This window comes from Carnobacterium sp. CP1 (assembly GCF_001483965.1).
Taxonomy (GTDB): Bacteria; Bacillota; Bacilli; order Lactobacillales; family Carnobacteriaceae; genus Carnobacterium_A; species Carnobacterium_A antarcticum.
Genome location: NZ_CP010796.1, coordinates 1,065,279 through 1,087,128 on the forward strand (window position 1 = coordinate 1,065,279; position 21,850 = coordinate 1,087,128).

Consider the following 21,850-nt stretch of genomic DNA (forward strand, 5'->3'; position numbering starts at 1 on the left):
AAAGTTATTTGCCTGCTTCTTCTAATAAATGAATGTATTCTTCGAGTGTCAATTGATATTTTTCCATATAGCGGGCATTATCAACGCCTACATAGCGAAAATGCCAAGATTCGTATTCAATACCGGTTTCATCTTCTTTTCCTTGTGGAAACCGCAAAACAAAACCATAATCAGCCATTGTATCGACTAACCAGTGTTGCGACTCTTGAGTATCGTATTCAGGAATCAAACCTTTACCCGTACTCAACCAATCAGCGTCTACAATATCGATTGCTAGACCTGTATGGTGTTCGCTGCCTCCAGGAATGGCAATATAATCTTCAGTCATTTTTTTAGCTTCTTCTGCAGAATGACCTTGGTCAATATACCGTTGAATGCTGCTGTCGTAATTCGTTTGCTGCAAGTCTACTGAGCGAAAGCTGGAAACCAACACGATTTCAGAACCGGCTTCAGAAGCGGCCGACATCCAATCGTCATAAGCGTCTTTCATTCGTTCATCGATCATATATCCGTTTGGCAATGTGGTTAGTGGAATAGTGATATCTTGGTCGATTGGCGTCCAGTTATTCACTAAATCTAAATTCCAGTCAGTTGTTGAAACTTCTGGCAGCTCATCCAGCATCGCCTGATGTTCTTTTTCTTCTTTTAGTTGCTGCTCTTCTTCAGGTGTTAGTGTCTTTTCAGAAGATGATCTGGAAGCCGATAGGGTAGTGGTGATTTTTTGAGTGGTGTCTGTTACAATGCCATTGGCTACACTGCATCCTCCTAATAAACCTAAAGATACAAGAAACACTGAAAGTTTTTTATACATGTTGTAAAGCCCCAATCTGTTCAAAGTTTGCGAAAAAAGAGCCTTGGCTTTTTAGAAAAGTGTGCACTTTTATTTTCCATAACCTATAATACCATTAATAACTATCATGGTCACAAAAAATTGTTTCATTTGGAGGGACAAAAAGTGAAAAGAAAGAATATTACGGAGAACTTGTACAAAGTTTCTCAAGGAATTGCCGCCGCCATCGTCGTGACTTTAGGTATTGGGCTGCTGCTTCAAACCATTGGAGAACTAACAGGATCAATCGCTCTTGTAACGATCGGGGCTGTCACGAAAACATTGATGATACCTGGATTGGGTATCGGAATTGCGTATTATTTGAAAGTGGATATCTTGTCTATGCTAAGTGCTGTTGCAGCAGGTGTCATTGGCGGACGAGCTTATACGATCGTCGACGGAGCTGTTTCATTAAAAAGCGGCGAACCTGTAGGGGCTTTGGTCGCGATCGGCGCTGCTTTGCTAGTGGGCAAATTTTTATTTAATAAGACACCATTTAATATGGTCCTTATCCCATTTTGCAGTGTCTTGATTGGAGGATTGATTGGGTACCTATTGGCGCAGCCGATCAGTTACTTGTTGACCCAAGTTTCCCTGCTGATTACTTCTTCGGTAGATGGTTTCCCTCTATTGTCTTCTATGGTATTGGGCTTAATTTTCGGAATTTTGATTTTATCGCCAGCTTCTTCAGCAGCCATTGCTTTAGCCTTACAATTAGACGGCGCAGCAGGTGCAGCCGCGTTGATCGGGTGCAGCGTCCAATTTACGGTTTTTGCTTTTTTAAGTTTGAAAGAAAATGATGCGGGCAATTTCTTAGGCCAACTCATCATCACACCGAAATTACAAACCGCTAATGTGATCCGAAACCCTAAAGTCGCCCTGTTTCCTTTACTAATGGGCACTATTTTAGCACCAATCGGCGTGTTGGTTTTTGGCTTGACCGCTTCCGCAGAGATAGCCGGCATGGGTTTATGTGCTTTGGTTGCACCGTTTGCTATTGCGGCTTCACAAGGATTCACCGCTACCCTATTGTATCTGTTGGTCGTGTTGCTTGTTCCCGCTTTATTGAGCCTGTTGTGCAAACCTTTATTGATTCAGCTGGGCGTCTTAAAACCCGGTGATTTAAAAATAATCCTTTAACTTAAAAAACGCTATCTAAGAATTCCTTCTAGATAGCGTTTTTGATTTATTCTACTTTATACGTTTCTTCGATATTTTCTTTGAACCATTCGAGCAGATCTTGTTTTTCGGTTTTTATTTGCTGCTGGATAATACCTGGCAAACGAAGTTCGATCCGGTCTTTGTAACTCCAGAAATCATAATTCATCTCAATACGCAACACTGTGCTCGTCGATTTCCGGTGGTAATCTTCCCGTTCTTCAGCATTTTCATTCTGGAAAGCTAATTCAGCTGACCCACTATTCACCCATTTTTTAGCCACATGAAATTTGATATTCAAATACTCCGCAACGGGATTGGCTTCAACTTCTGGGAAAAACGTTGCGTTTCTCATCACTTTTTGAACCAACATCCACTCATAATCGGTAAATAGATTAGCAATGATTTGCATATTCTTAGGTTTCAAACCTTGCTCGTCTTTTTTCCAACGGTCCCAACTCTGCGGCGTGATTTCCAATTGGGTTGAATAAAAGGCTTTTTCACTGACATATTGTTCTTTGATGGCATACAAAACGATTTGGACAAGTGCATCATGCATCATAAAAACTCCTTTCTGCTATTGAATAATAAAAAGAATAAGTGCTACTTCTATTTTACACTCTTTACGTGTAAACGCCAACTGTAAGCCTTAACATTTTATGACTAACTACTCTCGGTAACTTTATATAAGAGGCAATTTTATTGCTTTCTTATGTACTAAATAATATACGCAATCCCTTTCGTTTTTCCCATCCAATTATAACCTAGCACTACAAATTCCCAGAAAGCCTTAACGGTTTTGGTACCTTGCGAGGGTTTCCATTGTGTTCACAGTAAGGCATTGCTACAATAGTGGAGTAGGAAAGGTTTAGTTACCAAACAAACGCAATTTATTGAGGAGGAAAATTATGAAACCATTAAACTGGGGTATTTTAGGTCTAGGAAATATCGCTTCTAGTTTTGCGACAACGTTCGCATCAGAAGATGCCAAACTTTATGCAGCTGGTTCAAGATCTATCGAGAAAGCCGCTGAATTTGCTGAAAAACACGGTATTGAAAAAGCTTATGGCAGCTATGATGAATTGATTGCTGATCCAGAGGTAGATGTAGTGTACATCGCAACCCCTCACAGCCATCACGCAGATCTTATTCTAAAAAGTTTGGAACACGGCAAGCACGTTCTTTGTGAGAAAGCCATTACGGTAGATAACCACGAATTAGAAGCGGGTATGGCTTTGGCCAAAGAAAAAGGATTGATTTTAGCAGAGGCGATGACCATTTATCATATGCCGTTGTACAAAAAACTTAAAAACATCATGGCTTCCGGTTCACTTGGCAAATTAAAAATGATCCAAGTGTCATTCGGCAGTTTAAAAGAAGCTGATCCAACAAATCGTTTCTTCAATAAAGAAATAGCGGGTGGTGCTTTATTGGATATCGGAACGTACGCTTTATCTTTCGCACGTTTCTTCTTATCAAGCCAGCCGAAAGAAATTTTAACCACAATGAATTTTTTTGAAACAGGCGTAGATGAACAAGCGAATGTTATCATGAAAAATGCTGACGATGAATTAGCGACTGTAGCCTTTACTTTCCGGGCTAAAATGCCAAAACAAGGCATCGTCGCTTTTGAAAATGGCTATCTAACAGTTCTTGACTTCCCAAGAGCAGATGAAGCTACTTTGACTCATCCAGACGGCACTGTCGAAAAAATTCAAGCGGGCGATACGCTGCAAGCATTGAATTATGAGATTGCTCATATGAATGAAATGATTCGCACAAAAACAGATAACAGTTCTATTGAATTAACACATGACGTGATGGAAATCATGGATACGCTGAGAGAAAAATGGAACAACTAATCGCCAACTAAACAAAAAAAGATTTTCTCTTTAAGAGAAAATCTTTTTTTACTTTTGAACGTGCTTCAAAAAGCAGACACGACGTCCACTTTGTCATGGCTGTTGTAGCTTTAGCTACGTACAGACATGATACACTTAGGCGCTAGCCTACAGTGCTCCTATATAATGCTCGATGGTCTACGACCATACTGCGCTTATTCGTTCCAGTTGCCTTAGCCCTTGCAGCTTTAGCTGCTTAGGGATACGGTATGCGAGGTAGAAGATTCGGGTCTAAACGCTTTTTTACACACTCCGTTATTTTTTTACAACAGCAACAACTTCGATTTCGCAAAGAGCTTTTAAAGGAAGTTCTTGGACCGCAAAACAAGTTCGAGCTGGTTCGTGGCCAGCAAATTGTTCGCCGAAAGCTTCGTTAAATTCTTGGAAATTTTCCATTGTAGACAAATAACAAGTTGTCTTGACCACTTGATCTAACGATGAACCCGCTTCTTCTAATACCGCAGACAAGTTTAACAAAGCTTGTTTTGCTTGCTCTTTAATACTGCCTTCCACTAGTTGACCTGTTGCTGGATCTGCACCGATTTGGCCTGCAGGATAAACAAACTCTCCGACTTTAATGGCTTGTGCGTATGGACCAATAGGTTTTGGTGCATTTTCTGTATAAATCGTTTCTAACATTTGAATACCTCCATTATGTAGTAAATTATTATGCTATAGCATGTATCAAAAACCAATGAGTGGTTCATTGATTTCTGATAAATACTAGCCCAATTGGGTATGTGCAAAACGACAAAGACTGAAAAGCCCTCTACTTCTTAAGCTGCCCAGATAAATACGTTTTAAATAAGTGCTATGTAGATTCATCATAGCAGACTTTGGCTGATATGATAAGAGGTATTAACAAAATAACCGAATACATTCATTTCATGCTTAATTAAAATGAAAGTATCCGGCTATCTGCCTGCTATTCTTTTCGTTCTTTAGAAGTTGCTGAACTGACCGTATAGCCTTCTCGCGTTAAAACTTCTTTGATCTCTGATGTATTAGAGCTGTCCATCTGCAAGACGATTTGCGTAACATCCTCGTTGCGGTAAACAGCGATTTGATTGATGCTGACTTTTGCTTCGGCCAAAATATTGGTAATGTCTTCCAGGATACCAGGGTGGTCTTCCGGAATATCAATGACGATCCGGCTGCCTTTATTGTTGTACCCCATGACGTCGATAAAGGCTCTAAAAAGGTCCTTGTCGGTGATGATTCCGATGATCTTATCTTTGTCTTCCACAACTGGCAAAACTCCGACTTCTTCTTCCAACATCTTCTCTGCGGCTTCTTCAAGCAAATCAGCCGCTCCGATCGTGGTTACTTTGGTCTGCATGATGTCGCCAACAGTCGTTTTTGTCAGCAGATAGTTCATCTCATGAATGCTTAAGCTGGTCGCTGTTGATGGAGAGTTTTCTTGAACGATCTCTTCCGTCACCAATCCAACCATCCGGCCATCTCTGACAACCGGCAAGCGATGAAAATTGTGCTCTTTCATAATATCGAGTGCTTCAAGAACTTTCATATCTTCAGGAACTGTTACCACTTCCGAAGTCATATAATTTTGTACATCCATCCTTTTTACCCTCCTAAGTACGCTTTTTGAACCTCATCACTGGCTAACAACTCTTGTCCAGTACCCGATTGAACGACTTTTCCAGTTTCTAAAACATAGCCTTTATGGGCTATTTCCAAGGCTACTTTAGCATTTTGTTCAATTAGCAAAATCGTTGTTCCTTGTTCATTGATCATTTTAATGATGTTAAAAATTTCTTTGATGAAAATCGGCGCCAAACCCATTGAAGGCTCATCCAGCAGCAATAATTTCGGACGCGACATCAATGCACGCCCCATCGCTACCATTTGCTGTTCGCCGCCTGACAAAGTAGCTGTATCCTGCTTTTTGCGTTCTCCTAAAACCGGGAAACGGTCAAACACCATTTTCAAATCTTTCTGGATCTCGCTTTTATCTTTACGCAAATACGCGCCCATCTCCAAATTTTCTAAGACACTCATTCCGCCAAAAACATGCCGGCCTTCGGGAACTTGGGAAATACCCAATTCAACGATTTTTTTAGTGGTTTCTTTTTGGATCGGTTGTCCTTTATAAAGAATTTCTCCTGAAGTTGGGCGATGCAATCCAGAAAGGGCTTTAAGAATCGTTGATTTGCCAGCTCCATTAGCTCCGATCAACGAAACGATCTCCCCTTCGTTGACTTCAAAACTCACTTCTTTAGTGGCTTGGATGACTCCATAATGAACTGTCAGTTTTTTTACTTGCAACATGCCTAATCACCACCTAAATAAGCTTTGATAACCGCTTTATTATTTTTGATTTCTTTGGGAGTTCCATGAGCGATCATCCGCCCATATTCCAAAACGTAAATTCGTTCACACACATTCATCACTAAAGACATATCGTGTTCAATCAACAAAATGGTGATCTTAAAATCTTTTTGTATTTGACGAATCAAAGCTGTTAAGTCAGCTGTTTCTTGCGGGTTCATTCCGGCAGCCGGTTCATCTAAAAACAAGATTTTCGGTTTCGTGGCCAACGCTCTGACGATCTCCAATCGTCTTTGTTCCCCGTAAGGCAAGTTTTTTGCCAACTCGCTTACTTTTGTATCTAAGTTGAAAATCTTCAACAACTTGATCGCTTCTGCTTTCAGGGTTTGTTCTGAAGCATAAAAAGCAGGTGTTCGAAATAAAGCAGCGACTGTTCCAACTTTGTTTTTAGCGTGCATCGCGATCAAGACATTGTCCAACACGGTCAAATCCTTAAACAACCGAATATTTTGAAACGTTCTTCCCAATCCCATATCGGTAATGGTATACGTTTTTTTGCCCACCAACGATTCTTGTTTGTCGTTAATGGCTAAATCAATACTGCCTTCAGTCGGCTCATAGACCCCCGTCAATAAATTAAATAAGGTCGTCTTGCCTGCTCCATTTGGTCCAATCAAGCCAACTAACTCATTGTCCCCTAGTTCCATAGAGACCATTGAAACTGCTGCTAATCCGCCAAAATTTTTAGTTAATTTTTTTACTTCCAATAAACTCATTTTGGTTCCTCCTTTTGCTTAGGAGATGCTTTCTTTTTGCGGTTCAATAAGCCAGAAATGGTAAATTCTTTTGTTCCAAATAAACCAGATGGCTTAAAAATCATGATCGCAATCAAGGCAACCGAGTAAAGAATCATACGCAATTGTCCAAAAGGTTGTAAAAAGACATTAATGATTCCCAGAACGATTGCGGCAACGACACTCCCTGTCACACTGCCCAATCCGCCAAATACAACGATGATCAAAATATCGATGGATTTCATAAAGGTAAAGTCGGCAGGACGGATCACACTAAAATAAGAAGCGTGCAGTCCACCACCGACAGCTGCTGTTGCTGCACCGATCACAAAAGCAATGGTTTTGAATTTTGTTGTGTTGATCCCCATCGATTCCGCGGCAATCTCATCTTCGCGAATGGCAACTGTTGCACGTCCGGCACTGCTTTTAATGTAGTTTACGATGATGACCAACGTCACGACCACAAAAATGAAAGCCAGTTGCCAAGTGGTCAAATACGGAATCCCGCTTAACCCAGCAGCTCCATTTGTCAAACTGCCCATATTCAAAATCGCGATACGGATGATCTCCGCTACCCCTAATGTTGCAATAGCTAAATAATCTCCTTTTAAGCGAAGTGTTGGGATCCCAACAACTAAGGCTACAAGACTTGCCACTATGATTCCCAATAACAGACCAGCAAACAACCCAACAAGTGTTGGCAATTTGATCGTCATAATGCCGGTACAATAAGCGCCGATCGCCATAAACCCAGCATGCCCTAACGAAAATTGACCTGAGAATCCAATAATCAAGTTTAATCCGGCTGCCAAAATGATATTGATCAAAATCGTCATTAAGGTGATCTCATAAAAAGCATCGATCAAGCCAAATGAAACGCCAAATTGAATCAAAAGGAAGGCGACTGCAATAAAAATGAGCCAGCCAAGATTTGTTTTATTAAATTGCTTCATTTTTATCACCTACACTTTCTCTTTCGTATTCTTACCTAATAATCCAGTTGGTTTTACAATCAAAATAATAATCAAAATCAAATACACAACAGCATCTTTAACTAGCGAGCTGCCATAGCCGCTGATCAACGTTTCGATGATCCCGATCGTAAATCCACCAAGCAGTGCACCTGGAATAATGCCGATACCGCCTAAAACAGCTGCGATAAAAGCTTTCAGTCCAGGAACAACGCCCATCATAGGATCGATCGAATTGTAATACATTCCGACTAATACGCCCGCTGCGCCAGCCAGTGCTGATCCAAGAATAAACGTAAATGAAATGACATTGTCTACATTTATCCCCATCAAGCGAGCAGCGTCAGCGTCTGTACTAACTGCTCGCATCGCTTTTCCCATCTTCGTTTGTTTAACAATAAACTGAAGGGCCAGCATCAAAACGATCGTCGTCGCAAAAATAGTGATTTGTGTTTGATTGACTTGAATCGAACCTAAATTGTAAACTTTTTTAGTGATTACTTGCGGAAAGGCTCTGACTTGCGGACCTACTAGGTAAATCATGCTGTTTTGCACTAAAAACGAAACACCGATAGCAGTGATCAAGGCCGCTACTCGCGTTGCCTTCCGTAAAGGTTTGTAAGCGACCCTTTCAATGATGGCTCCTAATATTGCACAAACAACCATCGAAATAATCAACGAAGGAATCAATCCTAAGTGGAGAATATTGATCGTTGCATAACCGACAAAGGCCCCTACCATATAAATTTCTCCATGGGCGAAGTTGATCAGCTTGATGATGCCATAAACCATCGTATACCCCAGTGCGATCAACGCATAAATGCTGCCTAATGAAAGGCCGTTAATGAGTTGTTGAATAAAATTTTCCATAAGGCTCCCCTTTTCTGACAAATTCAAGAGGTGCAACGCTACGATCAGCTTCACACCTCTCTTACACTCATTTATTATTTAGGCGCTACTTCCGTTCCGCCAACTTCTTTTCCATCTTGTAATTCAATAACGAAAACTGATTTTACCGGATTGTGGTTTTCATCAATGGCAAAATTACCTGTAACCCCTTGGAAATCGGTAATAGCTTCAAGAGCTTTGACCACTTCTTCTGGGTCGCTGCTGTCTGCTTCTTCAATTCCTTGTTTCGCTAGGTAGACCGAATCATAAGCTAGCGCCGAAAAAGCATCTGGAGCTGTTTTGTATTCGTCTGTGTAAGCTTTAATAAAGTCTTGAATATTTTTTTCTTCGTTATTCAAAGAGAAATGAGCTGAATAGTAGACGTTTGACACATTCTCTTCGCCTGCTAAGTCAAGCAGCGCTTGGTTGCTAAAACCATCTGCTCCTAAAATCGGCTGTTCAATTCCCATTTCACGGGCTTGTTTAATGATCAAACCGGCTTGTTCATAATAGGCTGGCATATAGATAACATCAAAATCTTTGTCCTTGATTCGAGTTAAAATCGCGTTAAAGTCTGTATCATCAGCTGTGAAATTTTCATCAGCCACAATCTCGCCTGTATAAGAATTTTTAAACGATTTGGTTAATCCGATTGCATAGTCGCTTGAGCTGTCTCCGATAATCACAGCTTTTTTAGAATCTAAGTGAGTCGTAGCAAATTCTGCTAACGCTACTCCTTGGAATGAGTCTTGGAAACCTGTCCGGAAAACATAAGGCTGAACGTTTCCATTATCGTCTAATGTCAAACCATCATCTGTACCAGAAGGCGTGATCATCGCCACTTTCGCTCTGGTTACTGCTGGTGTTGCTGCTTTGGTCGTACCACTTGTGGCCGGTCCAACGATAACAGAGACTTTTTCTTGTGTAGCTAATTTTGTTGCGATACTAGCCGACTCTGTTGTATCTGATTTATTATCTAGTTCAATATAGTCTAATTGCTTATCCAAAACACCGCCGGCTTCATTGATTTCTTTGATCGCCAACTTAGCTCCATTCGATTCTGCAGTTCCATAAGCAGAAACCGGACCGGTCAATTCAAAATTACCGCCGATTTTAATGGTATCTGAATCATCCGCACTTCCTTGAGCACCACATGCTGTGGCAAATACTGCTAGCGCTGCTAGCCCAACAACTAATTTTTTCATTTTTATTTCCCCCTATTTTTCGCTTTTCCAATCCTTAATAACGGATGATACATTTATTAGAATAAGATAAGAATTAGCTTAGTGCTTCATAGTATAGAATATTCTGACAATTTAAGCAATAGAAATCCGAATCTTTTTTTTATAGCAGCTGTTTTCTTTATTTCATTTGTTTTTCAGCAAAAAAAGATGCAGCAAATGAGGTAAATTCCCCTGCTGCATCTTCTCGTTTGCGTTTACTGCAATTCACTGCTGTTTTCGGTATTTACTGTAAAGGATTCGCCTTCTTCTTTTTGAATATGTCCTGTGCTGTAAGGTTGTCCTTCAACCGTTAGATACACTTCATTCATATAATAATACCCGCCAATAGTATTGACGATGCTTTGCAAAATCAACGTTTCATAAGCAGATCCTGCATTCATTTCTGAAATCAATTCTTTAGAGAAGTCGACATACACTCTTCCGTCGGTATTCAAATACAAACTCAAAATGGTGGTATTGTCTGATAGAACTTTTCCAACAGATTCATTCGGCGATTCTTTATAAGCCAATTCAATAGCTTTTTTAGTAACATCGTTGGTTTTGAAAGCTAATTCTTTATCCACATAAGATAGCATCTCTCCATCAGCATTAGGATAATAGAAACGTACCGTTTGAATCAATGGCACATCGGTTTCAATCTGACTCAATGTGGATGTCACATTGTAATCGTCTGACGTAAACACGGTTTTTACCAGCCCTATATCCGGTGCATAGTAATCGACTACTTTGTCTTCGCTTCCTTCAGTGGTCACTTCTACCGTTTCATAAGTCCCCATCGGTGTCTCAACGGAAACATTGATTCCCGTGATCGTCCGTGTCCGTTCCCCTATTGCTGGCCAAGTCGTTCCTTCTTTTAAAGGTGCTTTAAGCAGGACTTCAGTTCCCTCTTCTTCTCCCGGTTCTTGGTCAAGCCAATTTTCTCGCGAATAAGCTTCGCCGCGGGACAAGCGAGTCTTTATTTGGTCTTTTTCTAATTCAATAACCATTACTTCTTCTGTTCCGCCATTATTTTTTCTGATTTGTTTCCGATTGTCTTTAGCATAATCGGTGTAAACATCGTAACTGGCAAATTCATTGCCTTCGCCTTCGTAGATGTAATGCTTATTGGCTGTATCTGGAAAATAAGCAGCTAATGTCAGACTTTCCGGCTCTTCAGCTGTTGAACTAGAACTAGAAGCAGCTTCTTGGCTCGAACTCGTTGCTGAGCTTTCTGCAGAACTGGAACTCACCCTGCTTTCTTCAGAACTTGACTGACTGATGGAAGAATCGCTGTCTGGCTCACCCTGATTAAAAAAACGGCAAGAAGATAGGATAAGAGCTAAAAAGAATAAACTAAAAAGGAAACCGAACTTTTTCATATTGTATCCCCCCGCTTTCTATTCTATATAGTTTATTATACCATCAACAGAAAGCGTTTTCTAATATTGTGAAATTATCATCTCAAAAAACGGCTTGCCCTAATCTTCGTACTCTACAATCCTTTTTAATTTAAAATCCATGTTACTATTCCAATCGAAGCAAATCCAAAAAAAAGACATAATAAGAAAAAAACGCTAAAGAGGATCATTTTTTTTATTTTTTCATACATGTTCTAATCTCCTTGTGAACGAATAAAATCATTCAATTTTGTCTGCTCTTCTAAGCAAGATATACCCTAAAGCTAATAAACCGTATCCGATTCCAATCTGTTGATTGAATAATCCGATAATTGCTAAACCAAAAACAATACCTGATAATAGTTGAAAAACCAAATACCCTTTTTTCTTTTTCATCTGCTTCCCTCCAAAAAATGACGCGCCTTTGATTTGTCCTGCTGACTAAAAATGGTTATAGAAAAGCAGTTGCTCCTGTCTGGCTTGATATCTTTTTTTCTTCTTTCAATGCCTTAATTATCCAGCAGCTCGTCCCAAATAGAAAGCACGCAACAGTTTACATCTTAGCAACCAATGGTTTACATCGTTGGTTTAAAGCAGTTTTTAGATGTGCGAACCACTAAACAAGAAAAAATTTCGATTAACGGATGGTCAAACCCATCTGCTTTCGGTATGATAGAAAATGACAAAATACAAAGGAGGAAACGGGTTGGCTTTAGCAGAACGATTAAAAGAGAGCAGAATCAATAAAGGATTTACACAAGGAGACGTCGCGGATCATTTACAAATTTCTCGTCAGTCTATTTCTAAATGGGAAAACGGAAACAGTTACCCTGATTTAGATAATCTTGTAAAGTTAAGCAACTATTATGAAATATCAATCGATGAACTATTAAAAGAAAATCAAGACCTAAAAAAAAGAATTGAAGAGAACGAAATTAAAATCGAGGACTCTTATCGAAAGTTGGATTTCATCAGAGGCTCTTCAGATAAAGATGAAGGACTTATCTTGCTGATTCTCTCTTTTGTTAGTTTTTTGATTGCTCCTTTTGGACTTATTGTGGCGCCAATCGTTATAAAAAGGAACAAAAAAACAAACACACTCTATAAATTGCTTTATCTCTCGTGTGTTTGCTGTATTCTTTTCAATTTATTTATTGGTTACGGCGTTCTAAGCGATATTTTTGGATGGGGAACGACTACTGTCGAGTACCTCGGCTAATCAATAACTAATCGAAATACTATTCGTTAACAGCTTTGCCCGTAAATTTATTGATGTCGTGATCAGCGAGACCTTTCTTTTCAGATAGTAAGTCGCTTGTTTGGTGTTGTCGACGCTTAGTTTAGCGCTCGTAAAACTTCCTGTGTAAGCCACCATGGACGGCGAATACGCTTTTGTGATTTTATTGCCGCTGATCGTGATTTGGTATTCTGCTTTCCATTGACCGGGTGTAGCAGCTGAAATTTTATAATTCCCATTTTTTACGGTTCTTAAAAAATTTGGGCGTTCTTCAACTTCAATAAACATATTTTCTCCTGCAGGTGTGACAACAACAAATGACTGTGTGCCTCCTTGTTCTAAATCATAGACTATTTTTCCCTGGTCCCCAACTGTTTGTTCTGCTTCTGCTTGTACTTCCTGAGCCCCAAAAGAAAACAGTGCAGCTAATCCTAAAATAAGAAACGTCTTTTTCATCTTCTATTCCTCCAAATCGATTTTTATAAACAGGTACCAATTCCTTTTGAGTACCGTAAGGAACTCAAATCTCTGTACTTAAGGTACGCAAATCCCTTTTAAGCACCGCAAAGAGTTTTAATCTCTGTACTTAAGGCACGCAAATCCCTTTTGAGTACCGCAAGGAGTTCAAACCTCTGTACTTAAGGCACGCAAATCCCATTTTTGAGTGCCATAAAGACTTTAAAACGGTATTTTCACTAACCGAGTATGAGATAAAATTCTTTGAAACCTATATACGCGGTGCTTTTTGTGTTCTAGGTGTCAAAATCCCAGCACATGGGTTGCGTTAAGTCCCGGAAATCATTAATGGGACATGGAGATAAGAAAACCCATCGGCAATCATCTCAAAGAACAGAGTTGGCAGTACAACTTGAAAGAGCCTATTTTGAGGAAACTCAAAATAGGCTCTTAGCCGTTAAATCCCTTCATTCGAATATGGAATGTGCCCTTTACCTTATAAATCACTTAGTACATAAGGCTGTTGCAAGTTTAACAGTTGGTTGATGGCATACAAAACGCCACTCTCTTCATTTGATTTGGTCACAAAATTGGCTGCATCCAAAATCTCTTGACAAGCATTGCGTACTGCGAAACTATATTCACCACTAGCCATTAGTTCAACATCATTACGGCCATCTCCAAATACCATTGTTTCTGCTGGGCTAACATTTAAAATAGATTGAAGTTTTTTAATGGTTGTCCCTTTATGAACATCAAAATCTGCAATATCGATCCAAGTATCTTCAGAAGCCACTATGTACAAACGGTCTTCAAAGTTACTCATTTTCTCTTTTGTAGCCACACATTGTCCTAAAGGATCATGGAGTGTGATCTTTAAAAAATCATCTGAGATATCATGGAAATCTTCTACTTCGACCACTTCTGCATAAGAGCCTTTAACATAATGAAGTTCAGTTTCAGGTATATCTTTTTTGACCACTGCTCCGTTTTGAGTACAAGCAATGATGGTATGTTCTAGACTAATTTCTTCTAAGGCTTCAATAGCTTGCAGTCCTAATGCATTAGGAATCAACGACTCATAAATAAACTGTCCATTGTGTTTGATTCGAGTTGCACTATCTCCCAGAATCCACAAATCTGCTGCATCTTCTTCAAACAATTCTTCTACACGTTCACATTGCTTCCCTGTACAAGGTGCGAAGAAAACGCCTTGTTCTTTCATTACATCATTTGTTTGCTTAAATAGCAGCCGATCAAAATCGCCTTTGCTGTTTAAAAAAGTCCCATCCATATCTGTAATAATCAATTTAATCATTGTATAAATTCCACCTTTTTTTATTAAACAATCTTATTATGCACCACATTCAATGTGGAAAAATTTTTCATCATTTAAAAAAGCTTTTTTGGTTCTATTATTTTGGGTTTTTGTAAGTGAAATGGCTATATGCTACAATCTTGAAATTTTTGGAGGAATAGGGGCTGTTTGTAGCCTTGAAAACCTGGAGACCCAAGGGCTCATGGCTTTCTACAAGCAAACACGTAAATTCCAGAGAGTCGCCAACACTACTTGATATAAAGAGCCGCTCCTTTGGATTTTATTGACCGTCCGCAAAATTGTCTATTTGGTTTCTGGAGCATACTTTTCATAAAAAAGTTGTTTTGTTTCAATAAAACGGGTGAACTCATTTAATAATTGAAATAAGACTGCTCGATTTTCAAATTCTTCACGAGATTGCGGCAGCGGACTCGTTCGAAAGTAATTTAATAATTCTTGAATATCCTGCATTAAAAAAGTACCAGGATTGCTTTCATGTAATTGCTGGGCGGTTAAATAAAACAAGCCAGCCAATATTTTATTTTGCTTCGTTGGCAAATGACAAAATCGTAAATTAGTAGCCATCTGTTTTAGGATCGATGCCTGTACTTTTCGCATTTCAAAATAATGGATCTCATAGAATTGAGGTTTCATTAATTGATTATCAAATTCTGTATACGCAATCCGAATAGCGTCATCTAAAGTCGTTTCTAGTTCTTGAATCAGCTGGTAATCGTCATTTCCTGAAAATCCTTCTCGCAATGTTTGATCAAAATAAAGCAATATTCCTTTAATTTTCTCATCAACGGTATGCTGCATCTCTTGAATTTGAGTCTCTTTTGAGGGCATATATAGGTTGAATAAAACGGCTAAACTTGCGCCTATCACCATTAAAAGAAATTCATTCATAAGCCAGCTAAAAGAAGTACTTTGCTCTAATAAAAGGTGGCTTACCAAAACGGAACAAGGCGCGATCCCCGCTTGTACATTTAATTTATAAGCAATGGGTACATAAATCAGAAGATACAGCCCAAAAACAAACGTAGTAAAACCAACTAATTGAAATAAAACCGCTGCGATGGTTAGTGCTACAATAGTGGAAACAATTCTTTGCCCAGCTGTCTTTAAAGAAGATATTTTGGTATCTAACACACTTAAAATAGCAATGATTCCTGCAGATACCGTATAATCTAACTGCAACATTTCTGCTAAAAGAATCGCAAGCACAGTGGCCAGCGTAATTTTTATGGTTCTTAAACTAATCGTCATGATTGCATAGTCTCCTTCCGCTTCTTCAAGAATAGCTCATTTCCAGGAAAAACTCTATGAAAAGACAGGCGTTCTTGGATATTAGTTTTGTTCAATCGGTTTTTGTATTACTATAAACGAAAGAACTCATTTGATTCAACAAAAGACAGAAAGAGATGAAACGATGTCAACTATTGGAAATTACCGTCTAGGGATACGAACGATCAAAACAGCTCTGGCTGTTGCTATTTGTATTTTAGTATTTCATTTTTTTGATCGCGGAGCGCCTATGATTGCCTGCTTATCTGCTATCTATGCTTTAAGAGAAAACTGGAAAACCAGCTATGCCTTTGGAAAAACACGCATTTTGGGCAATTCGATCGGAGCTTTGACCGCTACGGCCTTTGTACTGATACAGCATTTTTTAGGAGAGACATTTTGGTTTGAGCTGATCGGTGTGCCGCTTGCGGTCATCTTTATTATTGTTTTATGTGATCGTATCGGGAACAACCCTGGTATCATCGGTGCTACTGCTGCTTTTCTCATTATTTACTATACGATTCCTCTAGATAATGCTGTCCTTTATGCCGTACAACGGCTCTTTGATACATTTATTGGAACGTTTATCGCCATCGGTGTCAACCGGCTCGTTCCGGCTTTTCCTAAAAAATCTGCTAAAAAATAGCCCACTTATGCACACGAGACAGTTTTTCGTGTATGATAGAAAGTATCAGAGTTGATTCTAAGCCATTAGCGAAGCAACTCAACGGAAGAAAGAGTGAAGCAAGTGTTTAAAAATTATAAAATTGGTATGCGTACGATCAAAACGGGTATTGCAGTAGCTCTTTGTATGCTGCTTTTCCATTATACGAATCGTGGAACTCCTGCTTTGGCCGCATTAGCAGCTGTTTTTTCTTTAAGAGAAAACTGGAGAACCAGCTTTGATTTCGGAAAGACACGGATTTTCGGAAATGCTGTTGGTGCCTTGATTGCGACTCTTCTTGTTTTGATCCAACAATTTACAGGCTATTCTTTTATTGTGGAACTATTCGGCGTAGCCATTGGTCAAATGCTCGTGATCATTATCTGCGATCGTTTAAATTATCATGAAGGTATCATTGGCGGGACGGCAACTTATATGATTACTTATTTTACGATTCCTGCTGGAGCAACACATCTTTATGCGCTTAACCGCGTCTTCGATACCGTCATTGGCAGTGCTATCGCTATTTTAGTGAACATTATTTTTTCGTCGTATTTTATTCACCGCTTTTTTAAAGAGCGTTCTTAAGGAACAAAAAACTCTTTCACAGTACATGAAAGAGTTTTTCGTCTAGCGTTCATATGATATTTCTAATATATTTTCATAAGGAACAATACCGCCGTAACCGGCATCGCCGGTGTGTTGAATGTCTACTCCTGCAATTCTATTCATCAGCGCAATGTCGCGAATCGTGCTAGGAGGGGAACTTTCTTGACTGGTACCGATCGCAGACATTGCCAATGCTCCTTTGGCTTTAATTTTTTTCACCGCTTGAATCAATTCGGCTTGTGTAAAGCCAGGTACGGTCCCAACAACTGGAACTAAAATAATATCAGCTCCGTTGTCAATAAACTCATCAATAGCGGTTAAGTTAGCTACCGGTTCATTTACACCGGCTCCATGCATCTTACCAGCTATGATCAACCCATGAAAGGTCTCTTTCGCTAATTTAACTGCTGCACCAATTTCTTTATTGGTTACACCTGTTCCAGGGTTTCCCATTAAACAGATAAAATCAAAACCAAGTTCATTAGCTTTTTCTAATGTTGCTTGATTGCTTTGACGGACTTTAGTGATCTTCAGTCCCTCTTCTTGCATATCTGCATTTGGGTCTACAGGTTCTAGTTTGACTCCAACCGGGCGTCCCAACATTTTTTTAAGCAATTTAATGGGTTCATCTGAAGCAGGCAATCCATTGGTTTCTGGATTAAAAGCATCTAAAACATTCAATAGGATTAAATCAGCTCCAAAAGCTCTTGCCAATTCGCTATTGGTCACATCCCCTGCAGTTGGACCTGCTGTGACCATATTTTCAGAAAGTACCGTTCTGCCTTCACTCGCCAAAATAGATTGCTTCAATTCTTGCGGCGTCATTTTTTCAAAATCACTCGCATAACAGCTCAATAATCTTTTTACTAACCTCTCCTCGTCCCAATCGTTAGATGTAATTCAACTCTACTAAAAAATATAACAATATTTTAATTTTCGCACCACTGAAACCCCTCTCAGTTAATTGTTCATCAAAAAAGCTGATTTTATCTTATATAGATAAAATCAGCTTTTTTTGAATGCTTTTATATTTAATCGACTGATTTAAGTGCTTCAATCATATCAATGTCTTTTAATTTAATGTGCATGGCAATCATTACGATTCCCGAGAACAAAATAGTCAGCAACCCTGAATACAAGAAACTCAAAGGTTGAATATCGGGACTGAACATCATCATATCAACTTCAGCAGTAGACAATACAAACCGATGCAATAGCATACCGAGGAAGGACCCCGCTACCACTCCCATCAAGGTTAAAATAATGTTTTCACGATAAATATACATGGTGACTTCTTTATCGTAAAATCCTAGCACTTTAATAGTTGAAAGTTCTCTGATCCGTTCCGATACATTGATGTTCGTCAAGTTATACAACACAACAAATGCCAGTAGTCCTGCTGAAACAATCAAGACGAGTGTCACGATCGCTAAACTAGCCATTGTGTCGCCAAAAGCGCCGCTGATTTGTCTAACGAAATTGACCGCAGCAACTTTTGGTTGATTCGTTAACTCGCTTCCCAGCTTGTCTTCCCAACTTTTTGTTTTATCGTAGTTCAACAACTGAGTATTGTAATCAGGTTGTTGATCAACAGCTGCTTCATAATAGTCTTTTGTCACAAAAACGTAATGACCAGTATAATTTTCAACAATTTGATTTACGGTTACGTTCACCTGATCGTTATCTGTATCGGTCAGCGTTAAAGAATCGCCAATTTTCACATCAAAGAGCTTGGCTAATTTCTCAGTAATGATCGCTCCATCATCGGACAACGAATAGTTCTCTCCTGAACTTCGATCGTTTAGCAGCACATAATCCGCTAGCTGAGTCGTTTCTTCAGGTACAAAAATTGTTACATCTTGTGTATTGACGCCTTTTTCAGAAACACTGTATGTTTCTTGAAGCACGTCCAAGCGGCCTGTAATATCCGTTTGTGACCCAATAAAATCTTGGTACTCTTTATCTTCTTCTTCAGTTGTGTCTGTGTTATAAGCAACTAATGCATCGTATTTCATCACTTTCCCGTATTGCAAATCAGCCATATCCGCAATCGAATCGGATAAACCAAAACCGGTTAAAATCAAGGCCGTACATCCGGCAACACCTAAGACCGTCATCAGCATGCGCTGTTTGTAGCGGAATAAGTTACGAGCGGTTACTTTCTGAATGAAGCCCATTCGGTTCCAAATGAATGGGATACGTTCCAACATAATGCGCTTGCCGATTTTCGGTGCTTTCGGACGCATCAACTCAGCAGCATTGCTGTTTAATTCAACACGCGTAGCTACATAGGCAGAAGCAACCGTACAAAGAATCGCAATAGCAAATGAAATCAACGCATAACTGAGGTAATAAGTGATTCGCACACTCGGCAAGTTATAGAGAGAACCATAGGCATTGAAAATAACGGCCGGGAAAACTTCGTAACCGATGACTAAACCAATGACCGTTCCTACTATACTGGCAAGCGAAGCATAAACTAAAAACTTTTTAGAAATATCCCAGTTGGAATAGCCTAATGCTTTGAGCGTTCCGATTTGCAACCGTTGTTCGTCCACCATTCGGGTCATAGTTGTTAAACACACCAATGCGGCAATCAAGAAAAAGAAAACCGGGAAAACTTGTGCGATGGCTGAAATTCGTTCTGCATTATCACTGAATTCAGCATAGCCCGGATTGACACTGCGATCAAAGACAAAATATTCAGGGACTGTCAATGCTGCCAACTCTTTTTTAGCGTCCGCTAGTTCGGCTTCACCTTCGGAAATCTCTTTATCTGCTTCTTTTTTCTTTGTTTCAAATTCTGCTAAAGCAGTATCATAATCAGCTTGTCCTGCTTCAAGCTGTTGTTTAGCCGCTGCCAATTCGGCTTCCCCATTTGCTTTTTCTTGAGCTAATTTTGCTTGCCCCTCAGTCAGCTGAGCTTCGCCATCTGCTAATTCGGTTTCGGCTGCTTGGATCGCCTGAAAACCGGCATCGATTTGCTGCTGATTAGCAGCAATTTCAGCTTCACCAGCGGCCAATTGAGCTTTTCCGTCTGCTTTTTGGGCTTCAAATGTTTCTTTGGCTTCGTTTAATTGAGTTTGGGCGGCTTCAAGTTCAGCTCGTTTAGCTGCTAACTCAGGCTCGCCGCTTTGTATTTTTTGCTGATTGGTTGTTAATTCAGCTTGACCTGCTTTCACTGCAGCTTTTCCTTCAGCTAGTTCGGTTTCAGCGGCTTGGATCGCTTGCTGGCCTTGGTCGATTTCTTGCTGTTTCGCAACTAATTCTGCTTCGCCGGCTGTCAACGAATTCTGAACGGAATCAAGAGCTGCAGTAACATCGGAGGCTGGCAGCTGTCCGCTGAAATAACCTCTTAGCAGCTCTCCCATGGAAGAATCGACGTCTCCAGCTGCTGCAATCAGTGTTGCCTGCGTTTCAGCCGGAACGGAGGCAATGGGAGTATTTATTAGTTGACGGACCGTAGCTGAGAAGTCTTGAACTTGATTTTTTTGCGTCTCAAAAGTTCGCTTAGCCGCATCCAGCTCTTTTTGTCCGGCTTGCAATTCAGCTTTTTGATTTGCAAGTGCGGCTTCGCCCGTTTGGATTTCTTGAGCTTTGGTGTCTAGTTCAGCTAGGCCGCTAGCGATGGCTGCTTTGCCGTCTTCCAATTCAGCTTCGGCTGCTTGGATCGCCTGCAATCCTTCATCGATTTTTTGCTGGTTGGCATCCAGTTCATTTGCCCCAGCACTCAATTGAGCTTGTGCTGCTGCTTTTTTATTCTCAAACGTTTCTTTAGCTTGATTTAACTCCGTTTGTCCAGCTTCAAGTTCAGCTCGTTTCGTAGCTAGTTCGGCTTTGCCGTCTGCTAATTTTTGGATATTGGCATCTATTTCCGCCTGGGCTTTGGTTGTTTCTGTCGTTAGCTTTTCCTGACCCGCTTGGTAATCTTCCCAACCTGCCGCTATTGTTTGTTTGGCATCATCCAGTTGCTTTTGGCCATCTGCTAATTTTTCTTTAGCTTCATCGATTTCAGCTTGGCCTTCGTCGATTTCTTTTTGTGCTTCGCTTTGGATGGTGTCTAAACGTTCTTGCGGTTGTTCTTTTACAAGTTCTTCGATTTCTTTCGTGTGCACTTCAACTTTGTCTTCGTATTCTTTTGAATAGGCTTCAAGCGAAGCTGTATCAGAAAAGGTCAGATAAGCCTCTGTAAAATAATCGCTATCGAAGTCGGTATCTAAAACCACAGCAAAGCCGTCCAATGTTCCTTTTCCAACGGTACTGCTGCCTCTGGCATAGTTTTCAATGTATTGAGGATTGTGGACAAATCCGACGACTTGATACGTTTCCACAGCTAATGTATCCGACAACGGGGTTTCTTGATCATCTGTTGTCAACGTCACCGTATCGCCTAATTGATACTCATCTGTATAAGTTAAATTAGCATCCAAAGCGATCTCACCGGATTTTTCAGGCATCCGTCCGGATTCAACGGCATATTGATTGGATGCTTGTCCTGCATCTTTTGGATACCCCATGATTTTTGTGACTAATCTGCTATCCTGCAGAATCACGTCTTGGCTATAAGTGCCTCGAACAGTAGCACCTTTAACGGTTTCCAGCAACTCCAAGTCCTCTTGCTCCAGCCCGTAAGTAGATACGACTTTCAAATCCATTAAATTTTTATCTTGATAATAATGGTCAGCTGTATCAATCATATCTGGGCCGGTTGCTTTGATCCCGGCAAAAAAAGCAACGCCTAATGTAATAATGGCAAAAATCGATAAGAATCGAGCTTTTGATTTCCACATTTCTTTAAAGATATCTTTCCATAACGCTTTCTTTTTCAT

Annotated in this window: 21 protein-coding genes; 5 read left to right on the forward strand and 16 right to left on the reverse strand. The window is 40.0% G+C overall.

Annotation, left to right across the window (positions count from 1 at the left end):
• Nucleotides 1-4: 4 nt before the first annotated feature.
• Nucleotides 5-811, reverse strand: coding sequence for a M15 family metallopeptidase (locus NY10_RS05085; RefSeq protein WP_058918949.1), 807 nt, complete (start codon nucleotides 809-811; stop codon nucleotides 5-7).
• Between the two features lie 144 nt (nucleotides 812-955).
• Between NY10_RS05085 and NY10_RS05090 the strand changes: the two genes are divergently transcribed.
• A complete protein-coding gene (locus tag NY10_RS05090) occupies nucleotides 956-1,969 on the forward strand; it encodes a PTS sugar transporter subunit IIC (RefSeq protein ID WP_082664190.1) in 1,014 nt (337 codons plus the stop codon).
• Between the two features lie 46 nt (nucleotides 1,970-2,015).
• Here NY10_RS05090 and NY10_RS05095 read toward each other — a convergent pair whose 3' ends face one another.
• On the reverse strand, nucleotides 2,016-2,546 hold the full coding sequence (locus NY10_RS05095) for a hypothetical protein (RefSeq protein ID WP_058918950.1): 531 nt from the start codon (nucleotides 2,544-2,546) through the stop codon (nucleotides 2,016-2,018).
• Nucleotides 2,547-2,895: 349 nt separating this feature from the next.
• Here NY10_RS05095 and NY10_RS05100 point away from each other — a divergent pair, with 349 nt between their 5' ends.
• Nucleotides 2,896-3,849, forward strand: coding sequence for a Gfo/Idh/MocA family protein (locus NY10_RS05100; protein WP_058918951.1), 954 nt, complete (start codon nucleotides 2,896-2,898; stop codon nucleotides 3,847-3,849).
• A 294-nt stretch (nucleotides 3,850-4,143) separates the two neighbouring features.
• Here the strand turns inward: NY10_RS05100 and NY10_RS05105 are convergent, their stop codons facing one another.
• The 9 genes from NY10_RS05105 to NY10_RS12585 form a co-directional block, all read right to left on the reverse strand.
• Nucleotides 4,144-4,527: a Rid family detoxifying hydrolase gene (locus NY10_RS05105; protein ID WP_058918952.1), complete on the reverse strand. Its 384-nt coding sequence runs from the start codon at nucleotides 4,525-4,527 to the stop codon at nucleotides 4,144-4,146.
• A gap of 286 nt (nucleotides 4,528-4,813) precedes the next feature.
• Nucleotides 4,814-5,467 (reverse strand): CBS and ACT domain-containing protein, encoded by a 654-nt coding sequence (locus NY10_RS05110; protein WP_058918953.1) that lies wholly within the window; start codon nucleotides 5,465-5,467, stop codon nucleotides 4,814-4,816.
• A gap of 5 nt (nucleotides 5,468-5,472) precedes the next feature.
• A complete protein-coding gene (locus tag NY10_RS05115) occupies nucleotides 5,473-6,177 on the reverse strand; it encodes an ABC transporter ATP-binding protein (protein WP_058918954.1) in 705 nt (234 codons plus the stop codon).
• 2 nt (nucleotides 6,178-6,179) lie between these two features.
• Complete coding sequence (locus tag NY10_RS05120; RefSeq protein WP_058918955.1) at nucleotides 6,180-6,953, reverse strand: ABC transporter ATP-binding protein; 774 nt, start codon at nucleotides 6,951-6,953, stop codon at nucleotides 6,180-6,182.
• Entirely contained in the window at nucleotides 6,950-7,924 is a 975-nt protein-coding gene (locus NY10_RS05125) for a branched-chain amino acid ABC transporter permease (protein WP_058920246.1), read from the reverse strand. The genes NY10_RS05120 and NY10_RS05125 overlap by 4 nt, the downstream gene beginning before the upstream one ends.
• A gap of 9 nt (nucleotides 7,925-7,933) precedes the next feature.
• Nucleotides 7,934-8,812 (reverse strand): branched-chain amino acid ABC transporter permease, encoded by an 879-nt coding sequence (locus NY10_RS05130; protein WP_058918956.1) that lies wholly within the window; start codon nucleotides 8,810-8,812, stop codon nucleotides 7,934-7,936.
• A gap of 74 nt (nucleotides 8,813-8,886) precedes the next feature.
• Complete coding sequence (locus NY10_RS05135; protein ID WP_058918957.1) at nucleotides 8,887-10,035, reverse strand: ABC transporter substrate-binding protein; 1,149 nt, start codon at nucleotides 10,033-10,035, stop codon at nucleotides 8,887-8,889.
• A gap of 233 nt (nucleotides 10,036-10,268) precedes the next feature.
• Nucleotides 10,269-11,432, reverse strand: a complete 1,164-nt coding sequence (locus NY10_RS05140; RefSeq protein ID WP_058918958.1) for a GerMN domain-containing protein — start codon at nucleotides 11,430-11,432, stop codon at nucleotides 10,269-10,271.
• 258 nt (nucleotides 11,433-11,690) lie between these two features.
• Nucleotides 11,691-11,846 carry a hypothetical protein gene (locus tag NY10_RS12585; RefSeq protein ID WP_156413271.1) on the reverse strand — a complete coding sequence of 52 codons (156 nt, stop codon included), beginning with the start codon at nucleotides 11,844-11,846 and terminating at the stop codon, nucleotides 11,691-11,693.
• Between the two features lie 310 nt (nucleotides 11,847-12,156).
• Between NY10_RS12585 and NY10_RS05145 the strand changes: the two genes are divergently transcribed.
• A complete protein-coding gene (locus NY10_RS05145; protein WP_058918959.1) occupies nucleotides 12,157-12,669 on the forward strand; it encodes a helix-turn-helix domain-containing protein in 513 nt (170 codons plus the stop codon).
• Here NY10_RS05145 and NY10_RS05150 read toward each other — a convergent pair whose 3' ends face one another.
• From NY10_RS05150 to NY10_RS05160, 3 genes are all read right to left on the reverse strand, one after another.
• Nucleotides 12,670-13,143: a DUF5626 family protein gene (locus tag NY10_RS05150; protein ID WP_058918960.1), complete on the reverse strand. Its 474-nt coding sequence runs from the start codon at nucleotides 13,141-13,143 to the stop codon at nucleotides 12,670-12,672.
• Nucleotides 13,144-13,639: 496 nt separating this feature from the next.
• Entirely contained in the window at nucleotides 13,640-14,461 is an 822-nt protein-coding gene (locus NY10_RS05155; protein ID WP_058918961.1) for an HAD family hydrolase, read from the reverse strand.
• Between the two features lie 303 nt (nucleotides 14,462-14,764).
• On the reverse strand, nucleotides 14,765-15,730 hold the full coding sequence (locus tag NY10_RS05160) for an aromatic acid exporter family protein (protein ID WP_058918962.1): 966 nt from the start codon (nucleotides 15,728-15,730) through the stop codon (nucleotides 14,765-14,767).
• Between the two features lie 163 nt (nucleotides 15,731-15,893).
• On the opposite strand from NY10_RS05160, the gene NY10_RS05165 reads away from it, so the two are divergent.
• Both NY10_RS05165 and NY10_RS05170 read left to right on the forward strand, forming a co-directional pair.
• Entirely contained in the window at nucleotides 15,894-16,394 is a 501-nt protein-coding gene (locus NY10_RS05165; RefSeq protein WP_058918963.1) for an FUSC family protein, read from the forward strand.
• Nucleotides 16,395-16,496: 102 nt separating this feature from the next.
• On the forward strand, nucleotides 16,497-17,000 hold the full coding sequence (locus tag NY10_RS05170) for an FUSC family protein (protein WP_231726772.1): 504 nt from the start codon (nucleotides 16,497-16,499) through the stop codon (nucleotides 16,998-17,000).
• A gap of 42 nt (nucleotides 17,001-17,042) precedes the next feature.
• Here the strand turns inward: NY10_RS05170 and NY10_RS05175 are convergent, their stop codons facing one another.
• Together NY10_RS05175 and NY10_RS05180 are read right to left on the reverse strand one after the other, a co-directional pair.
• Nucleotides 17,043-17,846, reverse strand: coding sequence for a DUF7916 family protein (locus tag NY10_RS05175; protein ID WP_058920248.1), 804 nt, complete (start codon nucleotides 17,844-17,846; stop codon nucleotides 17,043-17,045).
• A gap of 206 nt (nucleotides 17,847-18,052) precedes the next feature.
• Nucleotides 18,053-21,850, reverse strand: a complete 3,798-nt coding sequence (locus NY10_RS05180) for an FtsX-like permease family protein (RefSeq protein ID WP_058918964.1) — start codon at nucleotides 21,848-21,850, stop codon at nucleotides 18,053-18,055.